General features: G+C 58.4%; 15 protein-coding genes, 4 tRNA genes and 1 pseudogene. 9 read left to right on the top strand and 11 right to left on the bottom strand.

Features of this window, described 5'->3' with window-relative positions; translation table 11 throughout:
• The first annotated feature begins 3 nt into the window (after positions 1 to 3).
• From M2367_RS12560 to M2367_RS12550, 3 genes are all read left to right on the top strand, one after another.
• The gene (locus M2367_RS12560; RefSeq protein WP_224431955.1) at positions 4 to 609 is read left to right on the top strand and encodes a sugar O-acetyltransferase; all 606 of its coding nucleotides are present in this window, start codon (positions 4 to 6) and stop codon (positions 607 to 609) included.
• Positions 610 to 1,228: 619 nt separating this feature from the next.
• Positions 1,229 to 2,722 carry a DUF1254 domain-containing protein gene (locus tag M2367_RS12555; protein ID WP_259236864.1) on the top strand — a complete coding sequence of 498 codons (1,494 nt, stop codon included), beginning with the start codon at positions 1,229 to 1,231 and terminating at the stop codon, positions 2,720 to 2,722.
• Positions 2,723 to 2,793: 71 nt separating this feature from the next.
• Positions 2,794 to 4,257 (top strand): DUF1254 domain-containing protein, encoded by a 1,464-nt coding sequence (locus M2367_RS12550; protein ID WP_224431953.1) that lies wholly within the window; start codon positions 2,794 to 2,796, stop codon positions 4,255 to 4,257.
• A 102-nt stretch (positions 4,258 to 4,359) separates the two neighbouring features.
• Here the strand turns inward: M2367_RS12550 and M2367_RS12545 are convergent, their stop codons facing one another.
• The gene (locus tag M2367_RS12545; protein WP_224431952.1) at positions 4,360 to 5,004 is read right to left on the bottom strand and encodes a helix-turn-helix domain-containing protein; all 645 of its coding nucleotides are present in this window, start codon (positions 5,002 to 5,004) and stop codon (positions 4,360 to 4,362) included.
• 228 nt (positions 5,005 to 5,232) lie between these two features.
• On the opposite strand from M2367_RS12545, the gene M2367_RS12540 reads away from it, so the two are divergent.
• Both M2367_RS12540 and M2367_RS12535 read left to right on the top strand, forming a co-directional pair.
• Positions 5,233 to 6,057 (top strand): AraC family transcriptional regulator, encoded by an 825-nt coding sequence (locus M2367_RS12540; protein WP_259236863.1) that lies wholly within the window; start codon positions 5,233 to 5,235, stop codon positions 6,055 to 6,057.
• 16 nt (positions 6,058 to 6,073) lie between these two features.
• Positions 6,074 to 6,679, top strand: a complete 606-nt coding sequence (locus M2367_RS12535; RefSeq protein ID WP_259236862.1) for a LysE family translocator — start codon at positions 6,074 to 6,076, stop codon at positions 6,677 to 6,679.
• A gap of 86 nt (positions 6,680 to 6,765) precedes the next feature.
• Here the strand turns inward: M2367_RS12535 and M2367_RS12530 are convergent, their stop codons facing one another.
• The 6 genes and pseudogenes from M2367_RS12530 to plsY form a co-directional block, all read right to left on the bottom strand.
• Positions 6,766 to 7,275: a DUF1993 family protein gene (locus M2367_RS12530; protein WP_042041757.1), complete on the bottom strand. Its 510-nt coding sequence runs from the start codon at positions 7,273 to 7,275 to the stop codon at positions 6,766 to 6,768.
• 266 nt (positions 7,276 to 7,541) lie between these two features.
• Positions 7,542 to 7,617 (bottom strand) — tRNA-Asn (locus M2367_RS12525).
• 44 nt (positions 7,618 to 7,661) lie between these two features.
• A tRNA-Phe gene (locus M2367_RS12520) sits at positions 7,662 to 7,737 on the bottom strand.
• A 10-nt stretch (positions 7,738 to 7,747) separates the two neighbouring features.
• A tRNA-Thr gene (locus tag M2367_RS12515) sits at positions 7,748 to 7,823 on the bottom strand.
• 51 nt (positions 7,824 to 7,874) lie between these two features.
• Positions 7,875 to 7,950, bottom strand: a tRNA-Phe gene (locus tag M2367_RS12510).
• A 47-nt stretch (positions 7,951 to 7,997) separates the two neighbouring features.
• Positions 7,998 to 8,669: pseudogene (gene plsY / locus M2367_RS12505) on the bottom strand (glycerol-3-phosphate 1-O-acyltransferase PlsY).
• Between the two features lie 152 nt (positions 8,670 to 8,821).
• Between plsY and folB the strand changes: the two are divergent.
• The 4 genes from folB to M2367_RS12485 all read left to right on the top strand — a co-directional run bounded on the left by folB (position 8,822) and on the right by M2367_RS12485 (position 12,364).
• Complete coding sequence (gene folB / locus M2367_RS12500; RefSeq protein ID WP_042041768.1) at positions 8,822 to 9,193, top strand: dihydroneopterin aldolase; 372 nt, start codon at positions 8,822 to 8,824, stop codon at positions 9,191 to 9,193.
• Between the two features lie 46 nt (positions 9,194 to 9,239).
• Positions 9,240 to 9,746 (top strand): 2-amino-4-hydroxy-6-hydroxymethyldihydropteridine diphosphokinase, encoded by a 507-nt coding sequence (gene folK, locus M2367_RS12495; protein WP_224431949.1) that lies wholly within the window; start codon positions 9,240 to 9,242, stop codon positions 9,744 to 9,746.
• A 134-nt stretch (positions 9,747 to 9,880) separates the two neighbouring features.
• Complete coding sequence (locus M2367_RS12490) at positions 9,881 to 10,462, top strand: YbaK/EbsC family protein (protein ID WP_259236861.1); 582 nt, start codon at positions 9,881 to 9,883, stop codon at positions 10,460 to 10,462.
• 66 nt (positions 10,463 to 10,528) lie between these two features.
• Complete coding sequence (locus M2367_RS12485) at positions 10,529 to 12,364, top strand: methyl-accepting chemotaxis protein (protein ID WP_259236860.1); 1,836 nt, start codon at positions 10,529 to 10,531, stop codon at positions 12,362 to 12,364.
• 94 nt (positions 12,365 to 12,458) lie between these two features.
• Here the strand turns inward: M2367_RS12485 and mdtD are convergent, their stop codons facing one another.
• The 4 genes from mdtD to M2367_RS12465 form a co-directional block, all read right to left on the bottom strand.
• Complete coding sequence (gene mdtD / locus M2367_RS12480; protein WP_224431946.1) at positions 12,459 to 13,859, bottom strand: multidrug transporter subunit MdtD; 1,401 nt, start codon at positions 13,857 to 13,859, stop codon at positions 12,459 to 12,461.
• Positions 13,860 to 14,156: 297 nt separating this feature from the next.
• Positions 14,157 to 15,296 carry a GTP-binding protein gene (locus M2367_RS12475; RefSeq protein WP_259236859.1) on the bottom strand — a complete coding sequence of 380 codons (1,140 nt, stop codon included), beginning with the start codon at positions 15,294 to 15,296 and terminating at the stop codon, positions 14,157 to 14,159.
• Positions 15,289 to 16,710, bottom strand: a complete 1,422-nt coding sequence (locus M2367_RS12470; RefSeq protein WP_224431944.1) for a D-arabinono-1,4-lactone oxidase — start codon at positions 16,708 to 16,710, stop codon at positions 15,289 to 15,291. The genes M2367_RS12475 and M2367_RS12470 overlap by 8 nt, the downstream gene beginning before the upstream one ends.
• A 252-nt stretch (positions 16,711 to 16,962) precedes the next feature.
• Entirely contained in the window at positions 16,963 to 18,546 is a 1,584-nt protein-coding gene (locus M2367_RS12465; protein ID WP_259236857.1) for an EAL domain-containing protein, read from the bottom strand.
• Positions 18,547 to 18,683 lie beyond the last annotated feature (137 nt).

Genomic DNA, 18,683 nt, shown 5'->3' with positions numbered 1-18,683 from the left:
GCGATGAGCGAGGTGATGACGAAGACCGCGGTGCGCGGTCACGAATGGCAGAAGATGGTGGCGGGGGAGCCCTATGATGCGGGTCACTCCGAGCTGAAGGCGGCCCGCGAGCGCTGCCGCAGCCTCTATCACAGCTTCAACACCAGCTGGCAGGAGCAGCCGGAGCGGGACGCCCTGCTGAGCGAACTGCTCGGCAGCCGGGGCGAGCTGTGCGCCATCAACCCGCCGTTCTTCTGTGACTATGGCGCCAACATCTTCGTGGGCGAGAACTTCTACGCCAACGTCAACTGCACCATCCTCGACGTGTGCGAGGTGCACATCGGTGACAACGTGCTGCTGGCGCCCGGGGTGCAGATCTACACCGCCGCCCACCCGGTGGCGGTGGCCCCTCGGGTGGCCGGCGTCGAGTTCGGCAAGCCGGTGCGCATCGGCAACAACGTCTGGATAGGGGGCAGCACCGTCATCTGCCCGGGTGTCACCATAGGGGATAACAGCATCATAGGGGCGGGATCCGTGGTCACCAAAGATATCCCGGCCAATGTGGTCGCGGTCGGCAACCCCTGCCGGGTATTGCGCCCCATGACGGCAGAGGAGCTGGCGGGCATTTAGCGCCCATGACAGAAAGTGCTGCTGAGCCCTGTTTGTCATCATCGATTAAACAGCATGAAATAATCATGCCCGGCAGCCAACGCTTTCCCGGAAAGCTCATGAATTCACATATTCATATCGTTTTAAACGCCACCTCAGACTAATAGCCTGACCAATATAATGTTGATAAGTCTCAATAGTCATTGGTCATGAATTCATACCACAAACATCAGTGGCAAGCATATTTCGCTTATAAGCTCGATATCCCCCCTTTGTGGCTTGTTCATCAGCCACCTGACAGCCTTATATGCTCATACTGCACGGCTATCATGCGCTTCCTTGAATAGCGAAATTTACTGTGGTACCGCCTGCTCGATCTCAAGGTCCGCAAACAATTAAATCAGCAAAAGTCCCGAGCTGGACTTTCGGATTTAATCTGGTCAGGTAAGATCATAGTGAATATCAATCAAGTAGAGCCTTGATTAATTTCGTGCAGCATGAGTGACATGATTATCTGATATCTCTGCCTTTGCCACCATTGCTGGCAATTACTACTACTCTATTCAGTGACGAGAATACCTGCGGCAATACTTTAAAAAATATATATTTTTCAGCAACTTATATTTTCACGGAGTTTTCTATGAAAAAGAACAGGTTCAGGATCCGGTTGTTGGCCAGTGCGGTGTTGATCTCTTGCCTTGCCAGCACCGCTGCTATGGCAGCAGATGCCCCCATGTCACCCTTGATGAAACAGCTCAACAGTGGCAACTGGTTGTCCCAACAAGAGGCGCACAGCCTCAGCGACGAGTTGTACTATCAGGATGCAATCCAGACTTATATCGCAACCTTGCCGCTGATGAACACCATTGGTCTGCGCGATGGTTCGGAGGCAGCCTTTGGCAGTGGTTACAACGTGCTGCCCATTTGGAAGCAACGCATGGACAGCCGTGCCGTTGTCCCCACGCCAAATGGCGACGTGATCTACTCCATGAGTTATCTCGACTTGAAAAAAACGGGTCCTTTGGTGGTCAAGGCACCCGCCAACGTCATAGGCATGTTCACCGACTTCTTCCAGCAAACCATCACTGATGTGGGTGCCATTGGCCCTGACCGTGCTCGTGGCGGCCTTTACCTGCTGTTGCCGCCAGATTATGAGGGCCCCATCCCCCAGGGTTACTACGCCTTCAAATCCTCGACCAACAACGTTTTCTTGTTTTTCCGTACCATAATGGCCAAGGGCGACGGCAAGCCAGATCCCGCTCCAGCAGTGAAAAATGCTGAAACAACACGTATTTACCCGCTGTGGGATGTGGAAAAAGATGTGAAGCCCATGAAGTTTCCCGATGCCAGCGGCAAACGCGTGACCATGATGTATCCCGTCGACAATGACTACTGGATGAAACTGAAAGAGTTCGTTGAATACGAACCCCTGACCGCCATCCCGGCAGAGACCCGCAGTGCCTTGCTGAGCATTGGCATCGTCAAGGGCAAACCCTTCAATCCGACGGAAGCTCAGCAAGCCCTGCTGAAAAAAGCGGTGGAAACGGCCCCCCGCATGATCCTGGCTCGCCGCCAGATGGGTCGTGATGACCAGCGCCAGCTCTATTACAAAGATCGCCAGTGGGAAAACTCCTGGGCAGGCGCCACCGCCGAGTGGATGCAATTTGGCACCCTGGACAAGAACCAACGCGCGGCCTTCTTCCAGATAGCTTATTCGAGCGCGTCCGCCATGGTAATGCACACCACTGGCGCCGGATCAAAATATCCCTATACGAGCCATGACAAAGATGGCAAGTTCCTTGAGGGTGGCAACAGCTATAAGTTGCACCTGCCGGCTAACCCACCCGCTGACTTATTCTGGGCGGTAACAGCGTACAACATCACCGACGGCACCATGCCGGAGACAGATCAGTTATTACCCTCCACCAATGGCTATTATGATATTCCGAAGAACAAAGATGGCTCTATCGACCTCTGGTTCGGACCATCCAAGCCGGACGGGGTTGCAGACAACGCCTTTATTAAAACTATTGCGGGCCGTAATTTCCTCGTTGCCCTGCGGCTCTATGGCACTGGTGATGGCTTCTATGACCAGACCTGGATCCCGGACGATCTGGTACAAGTCAGCAAATAAACGATATCAATGCCCCTTCATTCAGCCGCCTCCGACTTGAGGGATACATCTTCTTACCGAGAGAGAATAATATGAAACTCAAGCATCTTGCCTTGCTCACGGCCATGGCCATCAGTACCGGCGCCTTGGCCCAATCTGTACCACTCACCATCCCGCACGCCACCAGTATTGAGCAACTCGCTCAACCCGCTGCTGGGGTGATCATGTCCGAGCATTATGTGAAGGCCATTGCGCAGCAGGCTTACATCTGGGGCTACCCCATGGTGAACCAGTTCAACCGCCGTGCGACCATCACTCAGGCCCCCTACCCAGCCCTGAATGGTGGCATAGTGCCAGTGGCGCCGATGAGCCAGCTCAGCATGCTCACCGACTACATCCAGCCCGCAGAGACCTTCGTCACCTGCCCTAACCAGGATGTGGCCTATGGCCTGGGCTTCTATGCCCTGGATGAAGAGCCTGTTGTCATTCAAGTACCTGATTTTGGCAGCCGTTTCTGGGTGTATGCCATTTACGATGCCCGTACCGATCAAGTGGGTAATGTCGGCAAACCCTACGGCACCAAGCCTGGTTTTTATCTGCTGGTTGGGCCCAACTGGAAAGGTGAGACCCCAAAAGGCATCGAGGGCGTGATCCACTCTTCGACAGAAATGGCCAATATGATCCCACGCGTTCAGATGGATGATACCCCCGAAGATCGCCTTGCCATTCAGGCGCCCATCCGCCAAATCATGTCCTATCCGCTCAGCCAGTTTGATGGAAAAATGAAATCATTCGATTACTCGAAGATCCCCAGTATTGGCGAGAAGCCAGATCCCAACGCTGGTGAGGTTAAGTGGGTTGTGCCGGAAAAATTCTTTGATCAACTCGACAACGTGCTGAATAAAGTTTCCCCTCTGCCTGGCGAAGAAGCCATGTATGCACAGTTCCGTCACCTGATTGCAACGGGAAAAAATAACCCCCAGGTTCGCCAGTGGATGAATGAATCTGCCGAGCAAACCAACCAAACTATTATTGCCGATTTCTTCAAATGGAAGCATAACGGTGTTCCAGCCGGGAATAACTGGAACCGTTCAAAAAACAATGCCCAGTTTGGAGTGGATTATTACAACCGCACGGGTACATCCAAATCAAATATGTTTGATAACAAGCCGGATGAGACCCAATACTTCTATACCGATAATGATGTCGCCGATGTGCAACTCGATGGCAAACATAATTACACCATCACCTTTGCCAAAGGAAAGCTACCGCCAGTAAAAGGCTTCTGGTCACTGACATTGTACAACGACCGTCACCTGTTCAGCCCCAATGAGCTCAATCGCTACTCGCTGGGCACCAAGAACAAGGATCTGAAACTCAATGACGATGGCTCACTGACGATATATGTGGGGCACCAAACCCCTGGAAAAGAAAAATTGAATAACTGGCTACCAGCCCCAGAGGGTAACTTCTCCCTCTACATCAGAGCCTATTGGGGGGAACAGTCCATCCTGGATGGTACCTGGACACCACCAAAAATAAACAAAGAAGATTAACATTTAAACTAACAAGGCTCGATACCGACGTATCGAGCCTTGTATTATCCCCCTTTAAGGGATTTAATAAATCCTTTATTAATATCAAACCAACCATGCACATCAATAATCATTTGGCAGTTTACGATTAATTGATATTAACCTACCTCGTTTCACCGTGATATAATCGCCATCCTTCAAGTCAGCTAGTACACGAAAAACATAACTACGGGAAAAATTAGTTCTGCGTAAAATGAAGTTGGCAATACCTTCATTTTCATGGCCGCCAACACTTTGGCGATACAGGTATCTATATAGCATGGACTTTATGGTGTGATAGCTAGAATCACTGCGACGCTCGACATGGATATCCAGCAAAAATATCAACATAAATGACAATACTGTGGTCAGCTCTTTCATTTTCTCTGGCACTGTATTGAAGAAAATACTATCGAAATCTTCTTGTCTCAGCTTCAGTAAGGTCGTCGGTGTCATACAATAATAATGAAAGGTCACGATAGGACAGTAATGTTCCAAGAGACCTATGGGCATGGAATCTATCAAATCACCAATGATACGAGGGTCATTATTTATTGCCAGTGAAACCACACCATCCTCTTTGAAATATATGAACCCCGGTTCTATAACCGGTTTGACTCCGGCATGATATAGTTCCCGAGTGGCAAGACGCTCAACATCCCCCGAGTTGGTATTAATGTTAAGGCTCTTATATAACTCATTAATCTCACCATAGTTAAACTTCAACACCCTGTCCCACCTCCTATTAAGCTGTCCCCGTCATTATATGAAAATTTCAACCCGAGTGTTTACCTAAACTCATTGACACCTAACTTGAGCATGACCCGACAAACTACATCTCAGTGATTTGCTTCCCCTAGCAGGGCCACATCGACCACAAACAGCAAGATTGTCCAAGCGGCTAGCCCCCTCTTGCCGGTAGATTAGGGCATGGCATCGCGGTCAAGAGAGGGAGAGATGGCGCAGGATAATCAGTTCATATTCGCACAGAGCCAGCACTTGGCGAGCCTGACTGCGCTGCGGGTCAACATGACAGCGTTTCGCTACGACCGTCATGCCCACGAGGAGTACTCCTTCGGCGTCACCCTGGCCGGACGGCAGAACTTCTTCTGCCATGGCAGCTTCCACTCCAGTCCGGCGGGCAGCGTCATCCAGTTCAATCCAGGGGATGTCCATGATGGCCATGCGGGAGACAACGCCAGCCTCGACTACACCATGCTCTATATTCCTCCCCACGAACTCACGCCGCTGTTTGCCAACGCGGCGGGGGAGCACACCGGGCAATACCGGCTACAGCAACCCCTGGTACGCGACAGCGGGCTGAGCGACTGCATACTCGAGCTGGCTCAGGCGGTGAACAGCCAGGCCGCCAGCATAGAGCAGGAGTTTGCCCTCTATCGACTCGCCGCCCGGGTGATGCAGCAGGCGGGCCGCTTCGAACCGGATACCAGGGTGAGCCGCATCGACAGGCTCCTGTTACAGGGGAGGGACTTCATCCATGGCCACTTCCAGCAGGATATCTCCCTGGCCGACATCAGCGCGGCGGCCAATATCTCCAAGTACCATTTCCTGCGTCTGTTTCGCCAGCAGCTCGGCATCACACCCCATCAATATGTGATCAACTGCCGCATCAATGCGGCGCGCCGCGCCCTGGAGAGAGGGGAGTCGGTGCAGGATCTGGTGTATCGCTACGGTTTCACCGATCTGAGCCACCTCAACCGCCGCTTCAAGCGCATCTACGGCATGACCCCGACCCAATACAGCGCCAACCTGAACCGCTGAGCCCAAGGACAGTTTCATGATTGAGATCCTCGCCTATGCCATTGGCATCATGTATACCCCTGGCCCCGTCAACCTGATTGGCCTCAATGCCGGCCTGGGCGGCCGGGCCCGTGCCTCTCTCGGTTTCTTCATCGGGGTCGGCATGGCCATGTGCCTGCTACTGCTTCTGTTTGGATGGCTGGGGGCCCGGTTGGTCGGAGCGGATACCCTGATTTATGTCAGTCTGGTGGGCTGCCTCTACATCACCTATCTCGCCATCAAGATTGCCCTCGACAAGGGCGAGGTCAACGGGCAAGCATCCTCGGCCCGCCCGCTCGGCATGGGCAATGGATTTATGATCCATCTGCTCAATCCCAAGGCCATGATAGCGACCCTGCCCATCACCAGCATCCAGTTCCCGGCGGCGCAGATCCACGGCTGGAGCCTGCTGCCCTGGTCCCTGTTGCTTGGCTTGCTGGCGGCGGGCGCACCGGGCAGCTATTCACTGCTGGGGGATCGCGTTGGCCGCCACATTCGAGACCCACGCTGGTTCAGGTACTTCAACCTCATCATGGCCGCCCTGCTGCTCTACTCCGCCGCATCTCTGGCCTATCAACATGTCTATCTGCCTCTCAGGGGCTGAGTCGCGCAGCTTCCCAATCTAGAGACCGACCAATAAAAACGGGCCTGCCACATTGGCAGGCCCGTCTGTCTTGCATCCCGTTTGTCTTATTCCGGCTGATGGAATGCCAGCGCGCCCAGATAATCCCCTTTACCCAGCTCGACCCCGGCCCGGCGCAGCAGGGCATAGGTCATGGTCAGGTGGAAATAGAAGTTCGGCAGCGCGTACTCGTAGAAACAGGTCTTGCCATCCATCCACTTGCCATTGGCCCAGTAAGGAAAGTACTTGCCGCTCTCGAACGCACTGTAGTCAGCATCCAGGTGGCCCTTGAGGAAGTCGATGGTCCCCTGGATACGACCACGAAGATCCGCCATGGTGGCCGGTTCGTCCGTGAAACTCGGATTGTCGTTGTGGCTGGCAGTCGCCACGCAGGCCTTGGCCGATTCGCAGCAAATCAGTACCTGCTTGCTCAGTGGCAACATATCGACGATGAGCCGATCACCGAAGAAGTTATTCACGTCGTACTTCTTCATCTCGGCATGGGCCGCCGCCTTGACCAGCAACTGGTCGAGGTTGGTGAGCATTTTGATAAACTGGGCGGTAAATTCACGGTTCATGATGCGCTCTCTATAAAGGCTGGGAGAGCCGCCCCGCAGGGCGGCGCAGCCCAATATAGCCCCTTTTTTCCTGCGCACACGCAGATTTGTGGCCCCGCCAACACAACCAGACGACAGCCTCTGCCGTAGGGCGAAACAGCGTGGCCCACTTGCAACCATATTGTCTGCTGGCCATCTCGATGAGCGCAGCCATCCGCTTGAATGGCCAGAGGAATGGGGAAAATTGCATAAAGAAAAAGCCCAGCATTGCTGCTGGGCTTTTGTGTTGGCTCCTCCTGCTGGACTTGAACCAGCGACATACGGATTAACAGTCCGCCGTTCTACCGACTGAACTAAGGAGGAATTGTACTTTTGAGACCAGATATTGCTATCTCATCACTTTAACTTGGTGCCCAGAGACGGAATCGAACCGCCGACACGGGGATTTTCAATCCCCTGCTCTACCGACTGAGCTATCTGGGCAATCTATAAATGGTGCCGGCTACCGGAATCGAACTGGTGACCTACTGATTACAAGTCAGTTGCTCTGCCTACTGAGCTAAGCCGGCACACTCAAACTGCTGTGCATGAACCAAATTTTTACTTCATGGCACCAAATATGGTGCCCAGAGACGGAATCGAACCGCCGACACGGGGATTTTCAATCCCCTGCTCTACCGACTGAGCTATCTGGGCGTGGCCGCTATTAAACGGATTTTGCCCTTGGGGGTCAACGGGAAATTTTACTTTTTGTCTCGTTCGTCTCTTTTTTGCACAACAAGCAGACTTTTGTGCATTTCTCATCCGGCTCAACCCCGATCCTGTCCCCTTTTGCCCCACAGTCTGGGCTCTTCCCCCTTGAGCAGGCGGGCAATATTTTCGTGGTGGCGGATCAGGATAAGGCAGGAGAGCAGTGACACCGGCAGCGTATATTCGGGTTTGAGCAGGTAGGCAAACAGGGGCGCCAGCAGCACGGTCACGATGGACGCCAGTGAGGAGTAACCACTGAGCAGGGCCACCAGCAGCCAGCTCACGACCACCATGGCCCCCATGTCGAGCCCGATGGGCAGCATGGTGCCAAGGGCGGTGGCGACCCCCTTGCCACCGCGAAAGTGGAAGAAGAGCGGGTACATGTGACCCAGGCAGGATGCCACGCCGATAAAGCCCAGATAGATGGGCTTGATACCAAGAAACCAGGAGAGATAGACGGGAGCCATGCCCTTGAGCATGTCGAGCAGCAGCACCAGCAGGGCGGCTCCCCGTCCCCCGAGGCGCAGCACATTGGTCGCCCCCGGATTGTGGGACCCATGGTCTCGCGGATCCGGCAGGCCGCTGGTGCGAGACACCAGCACGGCACTGGACAGGGATCCGCCCAGATAGGCCAGAATAATCATCAAAATCGTCAGGGCCGTCATCTTGGTCGTTTTTACCACGATATGAATGGGGTATGATGCGGGCCACATTCTCCGGTCCGGGTAACCCGGGCCGTTCGTCAATGGCACGTGATCTCAGGCCAGCATCCCTGCGCTGTTTCACAGCCCATCAAGAGTAAAGAAGAAGTACTGTCATGGACAAGGTGTTTATTCGTGGACTCGAGGTTTTGAGTACCATAGGGGTATACGAGTGGGAAAAAGGCATTCGCCAGAAGCTCCGTTTTGACCTCGAGATGGGCTTTGACAACCGCCCCGCCGCCGCAGGCGACGACATCACGCTGGCGCTCGATTACGCCACCCTCTCCCAGAAAGTGTCGGAGTACGCCAGCAGCAAGGTGGTGGAACTGGTGGAAACCATGGCCGAGCAGGTCGCCCACCTCATACTGACTGACTTTCGGGTGCAGTGGGTCAAGGTGACGCTGACCAAGCCGGGGGCCGTGCCCAACGCCGCCGGAGTGGGGGTCGAGATTCTGCGCCATCGCACCCCGACCGCGAGCGAACAGTGATGACCCGCGTTAGCATCCGCATCCAGATGCAACGGGAGCAGATCCGATGACACGTATCTACATCAGTCTGGGGTCGAACATAGAGAGGGATCACCACATCCGTGCCGGACTCGATGCCCTGCACGAACTGTGTGGCCCCCTTGAGGTCTCCCGGGTGTTTGAGAGCGAGGCGGTCGGTTTTGCCGGTCGCCCCTTCTACAACCTGGTGGTCGGTGCCGAGACGGCGCTGCCACTGGCCGAGCTCTGCCGCCAGCTGAGGGCCATGGAGTTTGCCCACGGTCGTGAACCCGATGCCAAGAAGTTTGCCCCCCGCACCCTGGATCTCGACCTGCTGCTCTATGGGGATCTCGTCTGCCAGGAGCCCGTCGCCCTGCCCCGCGGCGAGATCCTGACGAACGCCTTCGTGCTCTGGCCCCTGGCCGAGTTGGCCCCCGCGTTGCCCCATCCCGAGACGGGCCAGCCGCTGGCCGAGCACTGGGCAGCCTACGACAAAGCCTCCCAGCGACTCACCCCCATTCCCTTTGCCTGGATACCCGCTCACGCCCTGGCCTGATCCTCGGCGCGCTGGTGGGCCAGCCTCTCGTCCGCCAGCTAACCCATGCGCTGAGGGGATAATCTCTGATAAGCAGTGCTGATTGGTCAGTCGAGGGGAGAGAGGGCACTATGGGGGCCACACAGGAGCCCATCATGCCCCAAGACCACAGCACCACCCTCGCGACTGCCAGGGCCGATCTCGACCGCCTGCAACAGATCCACGCCTTCAACCTGCAACTGCTGAACGCGCTGCCCCATCGCCAATACAACCATGAACCCATACTCGATTACGCCACGGACGAACGGGTCAAGGCGCGTCTCGGCTGGCTTGGGGTGTTCAGCAAGACACTGTTTCTGCGCTTCAAGGATGGCCGCTTCGCCCTCTTGCTGACCCACAGGGAGGGGCGCCTCGATGCCAGGACCGTGCGTGCTCACCTCGGCGCCAGCCCCTCCATCTGCGACCCGGCCGAGATGCAGCAAGAGACAGGTTGCCTGCCCGGTGCCCTCTGCCCCTTCCTGCCCCGTCCCGATATCCCCCTGCTGGTTGACCCCGCCCTGTTGACCCATTCTGCATTCACCTGGACCCCGGGCCTGCCCGACGTGACCCTGGAGCTGGATAGCGAGACGCTGCCCATCCTGCTGGCTCGATTGACCAATCAGGTGATTTATCTGTATGACAATGGCGTGGCAAAATCCATCGACCCCTGCGCCGCTCAGCCCGACATAAAAGGATAAAGCCGCCTTCAAGATATACCTTCGCGAGCCGATACCCCTTGCACACCATTTGCTCGTGAGGTCGCCGTGAGCGTCAAGCAAAAACTCTTGTTATCCGCCATCCTGGTGGCCGGGATCCAGGCCATCGTCATGGGGGTCGTGTTCTACTTCTCCGCCCAGGAGTCGCGCAGCAGCGCCGAGATGCTGCTGACCAAGCAGGTAGAGGCCGATCTCCTCGCCCTGAATCTGAAGGAGAAGGAGTTTCTGCTACACAAAGACCCCGTGGCAGCCACCGCCTTCGGCGCACTGCGGGATGAAGCCAGCCGCCTGCTCGCCGACATGGCCAGAGACCATCAGGGCCCCCAGCAGGCCGACATCCTCAAGTTTGCTACTCAGCTTCAGGATTATGCCCGCCAGTTCGAGGCCCTGCGTGCCCAGCAGGAGAAGATAGGTTTCACCCCGGAAAGCGGCTATTACGGTGCCCTGCGCGGTGCCATCCACGCCCTGGAGCAAGAGCTGAAGCGCCGGGATCAGCAGCAGGAGAGCCTGCTGATGCTGCAACTGCGCCGGGATGAGAAAGACTTCATGCTGCGCCGTGAGCTGCGCTATAGAGACAAGTTTGAGCAAGACCTGGCCCCCCTGAGCGCAGCCCTCGCTGGCGAACCTGCCCTCGCCGCCCTGCTCGAGCAATACCGCCAGAACTTCCTCGCCCTGGTGAGCCAGGAGCAGCGCCTGGGTCTGAGTGCCAAGGAGGGGCTGCGCGCCGAACTCAACCTCAGCGCCGAGCAGATGCGCCAGGCGGGCATGCGGCTGACTCAGGCACTCTCCCGGGAAGCCGAGGCCACCCATGATCGCATCCTCTGGATCATGGGCTTGCTCTGCAGCCTCGGCATATTCGTGGCCCTGGGCCTCAATCTGCTCATTGGTCGTGATGTCATGACGGGCCTGCAACGGCTGGCCGACACCATGCGTCGGGTGACGGCCAGCAGCGATCTCACCCTGCGCGCCCGCATCACCTCCAAAGATGAATTCGGCGCCATGGGGCGCGACTTCGACACCATGCTTGAGCATTTCAACAAGGTCATCGGCCAGGTGATCGCCTCGGTCACGGATCTCGAGCAGCTCACCGCCCAGCTGCAGCGCAACGCCAACGCCGCCCGGGAAGGGACCCAGCAGCAGTTGCAGGAGAGCGATCTGGTCGCCACCGCCGCCACCGAGATGGAGAGCACGGTGCAAGAGATCGCCAACAACACTGAGAGTGCCGCCGACAGCGCCCGCACTACCAACCTGAGCGCTCAGCAGGGCCGGGATAGCGTGGAGACCACCATGGCGGTCATTCACTCCCTCTCTGCCAAGCTGGAGGCCTCCAGCCAGGTGGTGCAGGAGCTGGCCGAAGAGAGTCAGCAGGTGGGCAATGTGCTGGCGGTGATCCGTGCCATCGCCGAGCAGACCAACTTGCTGGCCCTCAACGCCGCCATCGAGGCCGCTCGGGCCGGGGAGCAGGGCCGCGGTTTCGCCGTGGTCGCCGACGAGGTACGCAATCTGGCCATGCGTACCCAGCAGAGCACCAGCGAGATAGCCACCATCGTCAGCGGGCTGCAGGCCCGCACCCAGAGCGTGGTCAGCCTGATTGGCGAGTGCCGCAGCCAGGGAGAGCGCAGCGTCGAAGCCGCCGCCGAGGCGAGCCAGCAGCTTGCCAACATCACCCGCCAGATGGATCAGATGATGGACATGAGCACCCAAATCGCCACGGCAGTCGAGGAGCAGAGCTCGGTGGCGAGCGAGATCAACCGCAACGCCGTGGTGATCCGCGACATCGCCAACGAGGCCATGGAGCAGGCCGAGCAGAACAGCCGCGCCAGCCAGAATGTGGCCGAGCAAGCCAGTCTGTTGCACCAGGCGGTCGATCAGTTCCGGGTCTGATCCCTGAAAATAACAAGGGCGGCCCCGGGCCGCCCTTGTCGTTCTCCACTCGCAAGTATCAGCCTGCTCCGTTCGACTCTTTCTGTCAGCCCGCTCAGGCCGCGTCGGAACGTTTTCCCTCCCGCTCATCCCTGAGCTGAGCGAAGATCATCGCCGCCAGCATCGACATCAAACCGATGCAGAGGTAGGTGAGGTGAAAACCATGCAACCACTGTTCACTGTGCGCCGCCGCAAACAGACCCAGCAGGCTGGCGGCGATGGCGACCCCCAGGCTCATGGAGAGCTGCATCACCACGGAGAGCAGGCCGTTGCCGCTGCTGGCGTGCTCGGCACTCAGATCTTGCAGCGTGAGAGTATTCATGGCGGAGAACTGCAAGGAGTTGACGGCGCCGAATACCCCCAGCCAGATGAGCAGTGCCCAGTAGGGCAAGTCATTGTCGATGAGGGAGAAGCTGGCGATCAGGGCGCCCAGCAGCAGGGTATTGCCCACCAGAATACGGCGATAACCGATGCGCGGGATCAACTTGTTGACCAGGGTCTTGGTCAACATGGCGCCGATGACCGTCGGGATCATGGTCATACCGGCCGCGCTCGGTGAAAAGCCCAGGCCCAGCTGGAGAAACAGGGGGGTGAGGAAGGGCATGGCGCCACTGCCGAGCCGGGCAAAGAGGTTGCCCCAGACGCCGATGGCAAAGGTCTTGGTCTGAAACAGCGCCAGGCTGAACAGGGGCCGCTCGGCATTGGCGGCATAGAGCCAGTAGCTCGCCATGGCCGCCAGACCGGTGATGAGCAGCAACAGAGACCAGCCGGTGGAGAGGCTGTGCTCCCCCAGCCCCTGCAGACCCACCGAGACCAGCACCATGCCGGCACTGAACATCACGAAACCACGCCAGTCGAATCTGGGGGTCTCGCGCCGCATCTCCGGCATGTAGTGCCAGCTGGCGATAAAGCCGAGCAACCCCACCGGCAGATTGATGAGGAAGACCCAGTGCCAACTCGCGACCTCCACCAGCCAGCCCCCCAGTGCGGGCCCTATCAATGGGCCGACCAGGCCTGGGATGGTCACGAACGACATCACCTTGAGCAGCTCTCGCTTGCTGAAGGCACGCAGCACGGCGAGACGCCCCACCGGCATCAACAGGGCACCGCCCACCCCTTGCAAGACCCGGGCGGCCACCAGCATGGCAAGAGTGTTGGACATGGCGCAGGCCAGCGACCCTAAACTGAACAGGGCGATGGCCCACAGATAGACACGGCGGGTGCCAAATCTGTCCGCCAGCCAGCCGGAAGCCGGGATCAAGAGCGCCACCGTCAACATGTAGGCGATGACCACCGACTGCATCTGCAACGGGCTCTCGCCCAAGGTCGCGGCCATGCTCGGCAGCGCGGTGTTGAGGATGGTGCCATCCAGGGTCTGCATGAAGAAGCCGACCGCAGTCAGCCAGGGCAACCACTTGAGCTGGGCCGCCGAGAGTTCCGGGTGTGGCTGCGTCATTGAGATCTCCGTCAGGGGTTAGCGCCAGGGAACAGGTCCCACATCCGATCCGGTCTTGTCAGAGCAACAACCGCGACAAGGCGGCGTGCTGACAGGCTGATAGAACAGCCCTTGCTGTTTGGGCAGCCCCAGCCAGTCTCGCAGGATCTCACCCACTTGCACAAGCCCCGCCTCGGCGCAGAGCCGGCGTCCGGTGCATCATGGCACAGACCCGGGTGCCGCAAGCGCAGCATCGGGCTAATCAATCCAAATGACGCTCATGACATGGGTCGGATTGGCCGACCCACACAGCACCACTCAGGCGTCGGGGGCACCCAGCATGGCCCTGAGCTGGGCCGCCAGACCTGGCTCCTGGGCCTTGAGGGTCGCCAGAAACAGCGCCTCTATCCCGGCGCGCTCTGCGCGCTTGACGATGAAGACCAGCCGGGACTGGGCCCGCCCTTCCGGCCAGTCGAGCAGCGTCTGCAGCGGATAGAGCTGGCCGTGCACACCGTGGATCACCACGGGCTGACTCTCCCCTTCCAGTTGCAGTATGCCCTTGAGCCGCAGCAGGGCATCCCCGTGGGTGAGCTGCACCGCTTCGATGGCGGCCAATAACCGGGCCGGTTTGAGGGGCTCACCGATCCGCAGGGAGAAGCTCTCTATGTTGCCATGTTCGAAATGGGTCGGCGCGGCCGTGCCCACCTTGGCGGCGAACGGCTGCATCTTGGGTTGCATTATCTGCTGCATTGGGGAAGCCAGCCCCTGCCTGGGCGCCTCGGTGCGCAGCCAGGCGAGCAGACGGCGCACATCCCGCCCCGCCCCTTCGTTGTAAGCGCCCAGGGTCTCCAGCACGGTCGGGGAGAGCGCCCCCTGAGTGACATGTTCGATGGGGGCCGCCGGGTTGAGCGCCACCAGCTGGGTTTCCACCCGCACCAGCGTCTCCACATCCACCAGATCGCCCTTGCTGATCACCAACAAGTCCGCCAGCGCCACCTGCTTGACCGCCTCGTACTGGCTCGCCAGCTGCTGCTCGATGTGGCCGGCATCCACCACAGTCACAGTGCCATCGAAGCGGTAGCGCTGGGCGATGAAGCCCTCTTCCCGCAGGGTGAACAGCACGGGAGCGGGATCCGCCAGACCCGTGGTCTCGATGATGAGTCGCTTGAAGGGTTTGATCTTCTTCTGGATGGCCTTCATAAACAGCCCCTGCAGCGCCTCCACCAACGAGCCCTGCACCGAGCAGCAGATGCAGCCCGAATCGAGCAGTACCACCTGCTCGTCTATCTGCTGCACCAGATGATGATCCAGCCCGATGGAACCGAACTCGTTGATGAGCACGGCGCACTCGCCAAGTTCAGGCTGCTTGACCCAGTGGTTGAGCAAGGTGGTCTTGCCGCTGCCGAGAAAGCCGGTCAGCAGGGTCACGGGAATGCGGGTATCCTGGTTGTCAGTCATGGCTCTCTCCTGCCATCGGGGCGGCCGGGGCAAACAGCTGGCCCAGCCAACGGTTTTCGAAGCGGCTCTGGGGATCCAGCTCGGCCTTGAGCGCCATGAAGTCGTGCCAGCGTGGCAACAGGGTCGGGAAGTCGTAGAGATCCATCGCCAGGTGCTTGCCAAAATGCGGAATGCCACCGAGCGGCACCAGCAGCTGTTGCAGCTCGCGCATCTGCTCCATGGAGCCATTGACGAAGGTACCATCCGCCGCCAGGTAGACCAGGAAGCCTATCCAGCAGACGTCCTGCTGATAGGCGCCGCTGAGCCAGGCCTCGGAAGGTCCGGTGCAGCGCAGGATGAAGGGGTAGTGCAGCACGCCGGGGTTCGCCTCCTGCCACGCCTGCAAGATCTCTAGCGCCTCGTTCATGCGGTGCAAGGGCACCGCTACCTCACAGTTGATCTGCGGCGCCGGTATCCCCTTGCAGAGGATCTGATAGACGTTGCCCACTAAGTCAGAGGCATCCTTGAAGCGGCGCACCGTCTCGAAATGTTCCCCCGCCAGGGCCTCATCCTTGGTGTCCTTGGCCATCTTCTGCAAGGTGGCGTCTATGGTGGCGTTCATGCGGGCGTCTATGTCACCCTCCAGCAGCAGCGGCTCGCTGCCCCCTGCCCGGTAGCGGGCTACTTCCTCATCGCTGGCGGGGTCCACCAGCCAGATGTGGCTCTCCCCCGTCCAGGCGAACCACCAGCTCTTCACGAAGCCATGTTCGCGATTGAGCCGCTCGTTATGGGCCAGCAGGAAAGGATAATCGGTGGTGAACTTGGTGCAGCGCATGATGCGGTTTGGCACCGTCCTGAGGGTGACTGCCAGCAAGATACCGAGCAGTCCCAGTCCCATCACGAAGGCACCGAACTGGGGATGCGCGCGGTCAATGTCGCGGATCTCCCCATCGGCCAGCATGATGCGCAGCGCCAGTACGGCATCCCCCAGGGTGGATTGGTGCAGCCCCTGACCATGGGTGCCTGTGCTGAGTGCACCGCCCAGAGTCTGAATGCCGATCACCCCGGGGGAGGCTGGCAGCATGCGATCCATGGCGATGAGCTCGCCATAGATGGTATCGAGCGGCGTCGCCGCGTGGTAAGTCACGCTGTCTGCCGTCACCCCGAGCTGGCCAGTCAGCTTGCAGAGATCCACCAGCAGCGCCTGGCTGCCTTCGGCATAGACGCTGTGAATGGGTTCGAAGGAGAGGCCGGAGCCGAGCAACCGGATCTTGCGGCCAGGCTGTTCGCGCAGCAGACGCTGCAGCTCCTCATGACTGCCGGGACGCCAGACCTGATCCAGGGCGCCGAGGGGGTTGGTTCTGGACCAGTTGAACAGCACCTCCCGATCCGCGATCGCCTTGATGCTATGAAATGCCTGGAACCTGACCGTCATACCGCGCCTCATCTGACTTCAAAATGAGCCTGGATTCTACCGAAAAGCGAGCGCCAAGGCATGAAAAACAAGCCCCTACAGTCGAGGGTGGATAACAATGGCGCCACCCAGAGCAGTGATCGCCATGACGCAGCCAGGGCCAGCTACAGGGCCACATCGACCAGCAAACCGCCGGATACAGCGTCACATCATGCTCTCTTGAATCCAGTAACAATGTGCAAGAGGCAGCTCGGTTCAGATGGCAGACCCGCGTCAGGTCGATTCAAGGAGCCTCAGCCGGGCATCACTCTCCCCCTCGGGCATATCCGCCAACTGCTCATCGCAAAACTGCCGGACAGGCACGGGGCGGCCAAACAGATAACCCTGCAAGCAGGCTACCTTGCCCTTGAGGTAGTCGGCCTGCTGCCGAGTCTCGACCCCTTCTGCCACCAGGGCCAGACCGAGTCGGCTGCCCAAGTCGATCACATTGTCGACTATGTGTTCGGAGAGCGACTCGGTGCCGATCCGGCCGATGAAGGATTGATCGATCTTGAGGAAATCTATATGGAATTGCTGCAGGTAGACCAGGCTGGAGTGGCCGGTGCCAAAATCATCCATCGCCAGCTGCACTCCCAGCGCATCGAGCTGCTTGAACAGCTCAAGGGTGTGGGGATCCGCCACCAGCAGCTCCCGTTCGGTCAGCTCGAGTACCAAGACGACCTTGCCCGGCTTGAAGCGCGAGAGGAACTCACGACACTGATCCAGCAGCACATTGTCACGGCAATGGGCGGCACTGATGTTGAAGCTGATGTGGAAACCATCGGGCAACTGCGCCTGCCTGGTCGCCATCACCGCTCCCACCTCCGTCATGATGAGATGGGTCATGGGCACGATCAGGCCACTGGCCTCCGCCTGGGGAATAAAGAGATCCGGGCGGATCAGCCCTGCGGTGGGGTGTTGCCAGCGCATCAAGACTTCGGCCCCCATGACCCGCTCGCTATCACTGGCCACCAAAGGCTGCAGGAAGGGGACAAACTCTCTGGCCTGCAAGGCGCGGGCAAGCTCGTTGGTCGGCGACCGCGGCCGGCCCAGCAACCACCACATGATGAAGGCGAAACCGACACAGAAGCTGAACAGCAATATCAACCCGAAACTGTGATACTGCAACAGGCTCAGCCAGCTGGAGGCGAGCCGATGCCCTGCGCGAATAGTGAGGGGGTAGGTCTCGGAGCTCAGGCTAACCTGGGCCAGACCTGTCCAGAACGGCGTCTTGTCAAAGAAATGGCCCTGCTCGTCAAGCCAGCGCCCGCCCACATTCAACATGACCTCGAGGGAGGGATCACTGAGATGCAGGATGAAGTTCAAGTAATCGCCATCGACCAGGGTGACGACGGCAGCATCGCCCTGTTTCGCCCGCATCGCCAGGAAAGGGTGATCCTTGCGTGCCGGGCTGGTATTGCCGAGCAACAGACTGCCTTGGCTATACTGTTCGACTCTATAAGGCATCTTGATCGCACCGAAGAAAGAGGTGCAATAGATCTTGCCTTGCCGCGCCAGATTGACCGAGCGGACGAAGGGCACCAGAGCAACCTGCTCCCGCAAGGTATCCAGGGCCACCTCACAGGGCTTGCCCAACAGTGGCAAGACCTTGCGATTGGCCTCCTGTGCATGGCCCAGCATGGTCTCCATCAGCATCATGGTCCGGGCTGCCGCGGCATTGGACTGCTGCAGCAGTTCGGTCTGATAACGGCTATGCAGCGCCAAACTGCCAAGCAGCATGGGCAGCGAGAACATCAGCAAGGTGATCAGCAGGCGCAAGCGGGGGCGAGTCGTATCGAACGTGGGACTATAAGGCATAACGGATCCAGCCACTAAAGAGGCCGATATTCTAACAGCTGTAACTGAACCCTGACCTAACCGTACAAAAAACACTCTCCCCTCGAGGGTACTGAGGTCCGGCGTGCGAGAACCTGACACTCGGGGCGATGACTGGG

This window comes from Aeromonas sp. BIGb0445 (assembly GCF_024809075.1).
GTDB lineage: Bacteria > Pseudomonadota > Gammaproteobacteria > Enterobacterales > Aeromonadaceae > Aeromonas > Aeromonas rivuli.
Note: the sequence above shows the minus strand (reverse complement) of the source record. Positions and strands in the feature narration are given on the sequence as shown.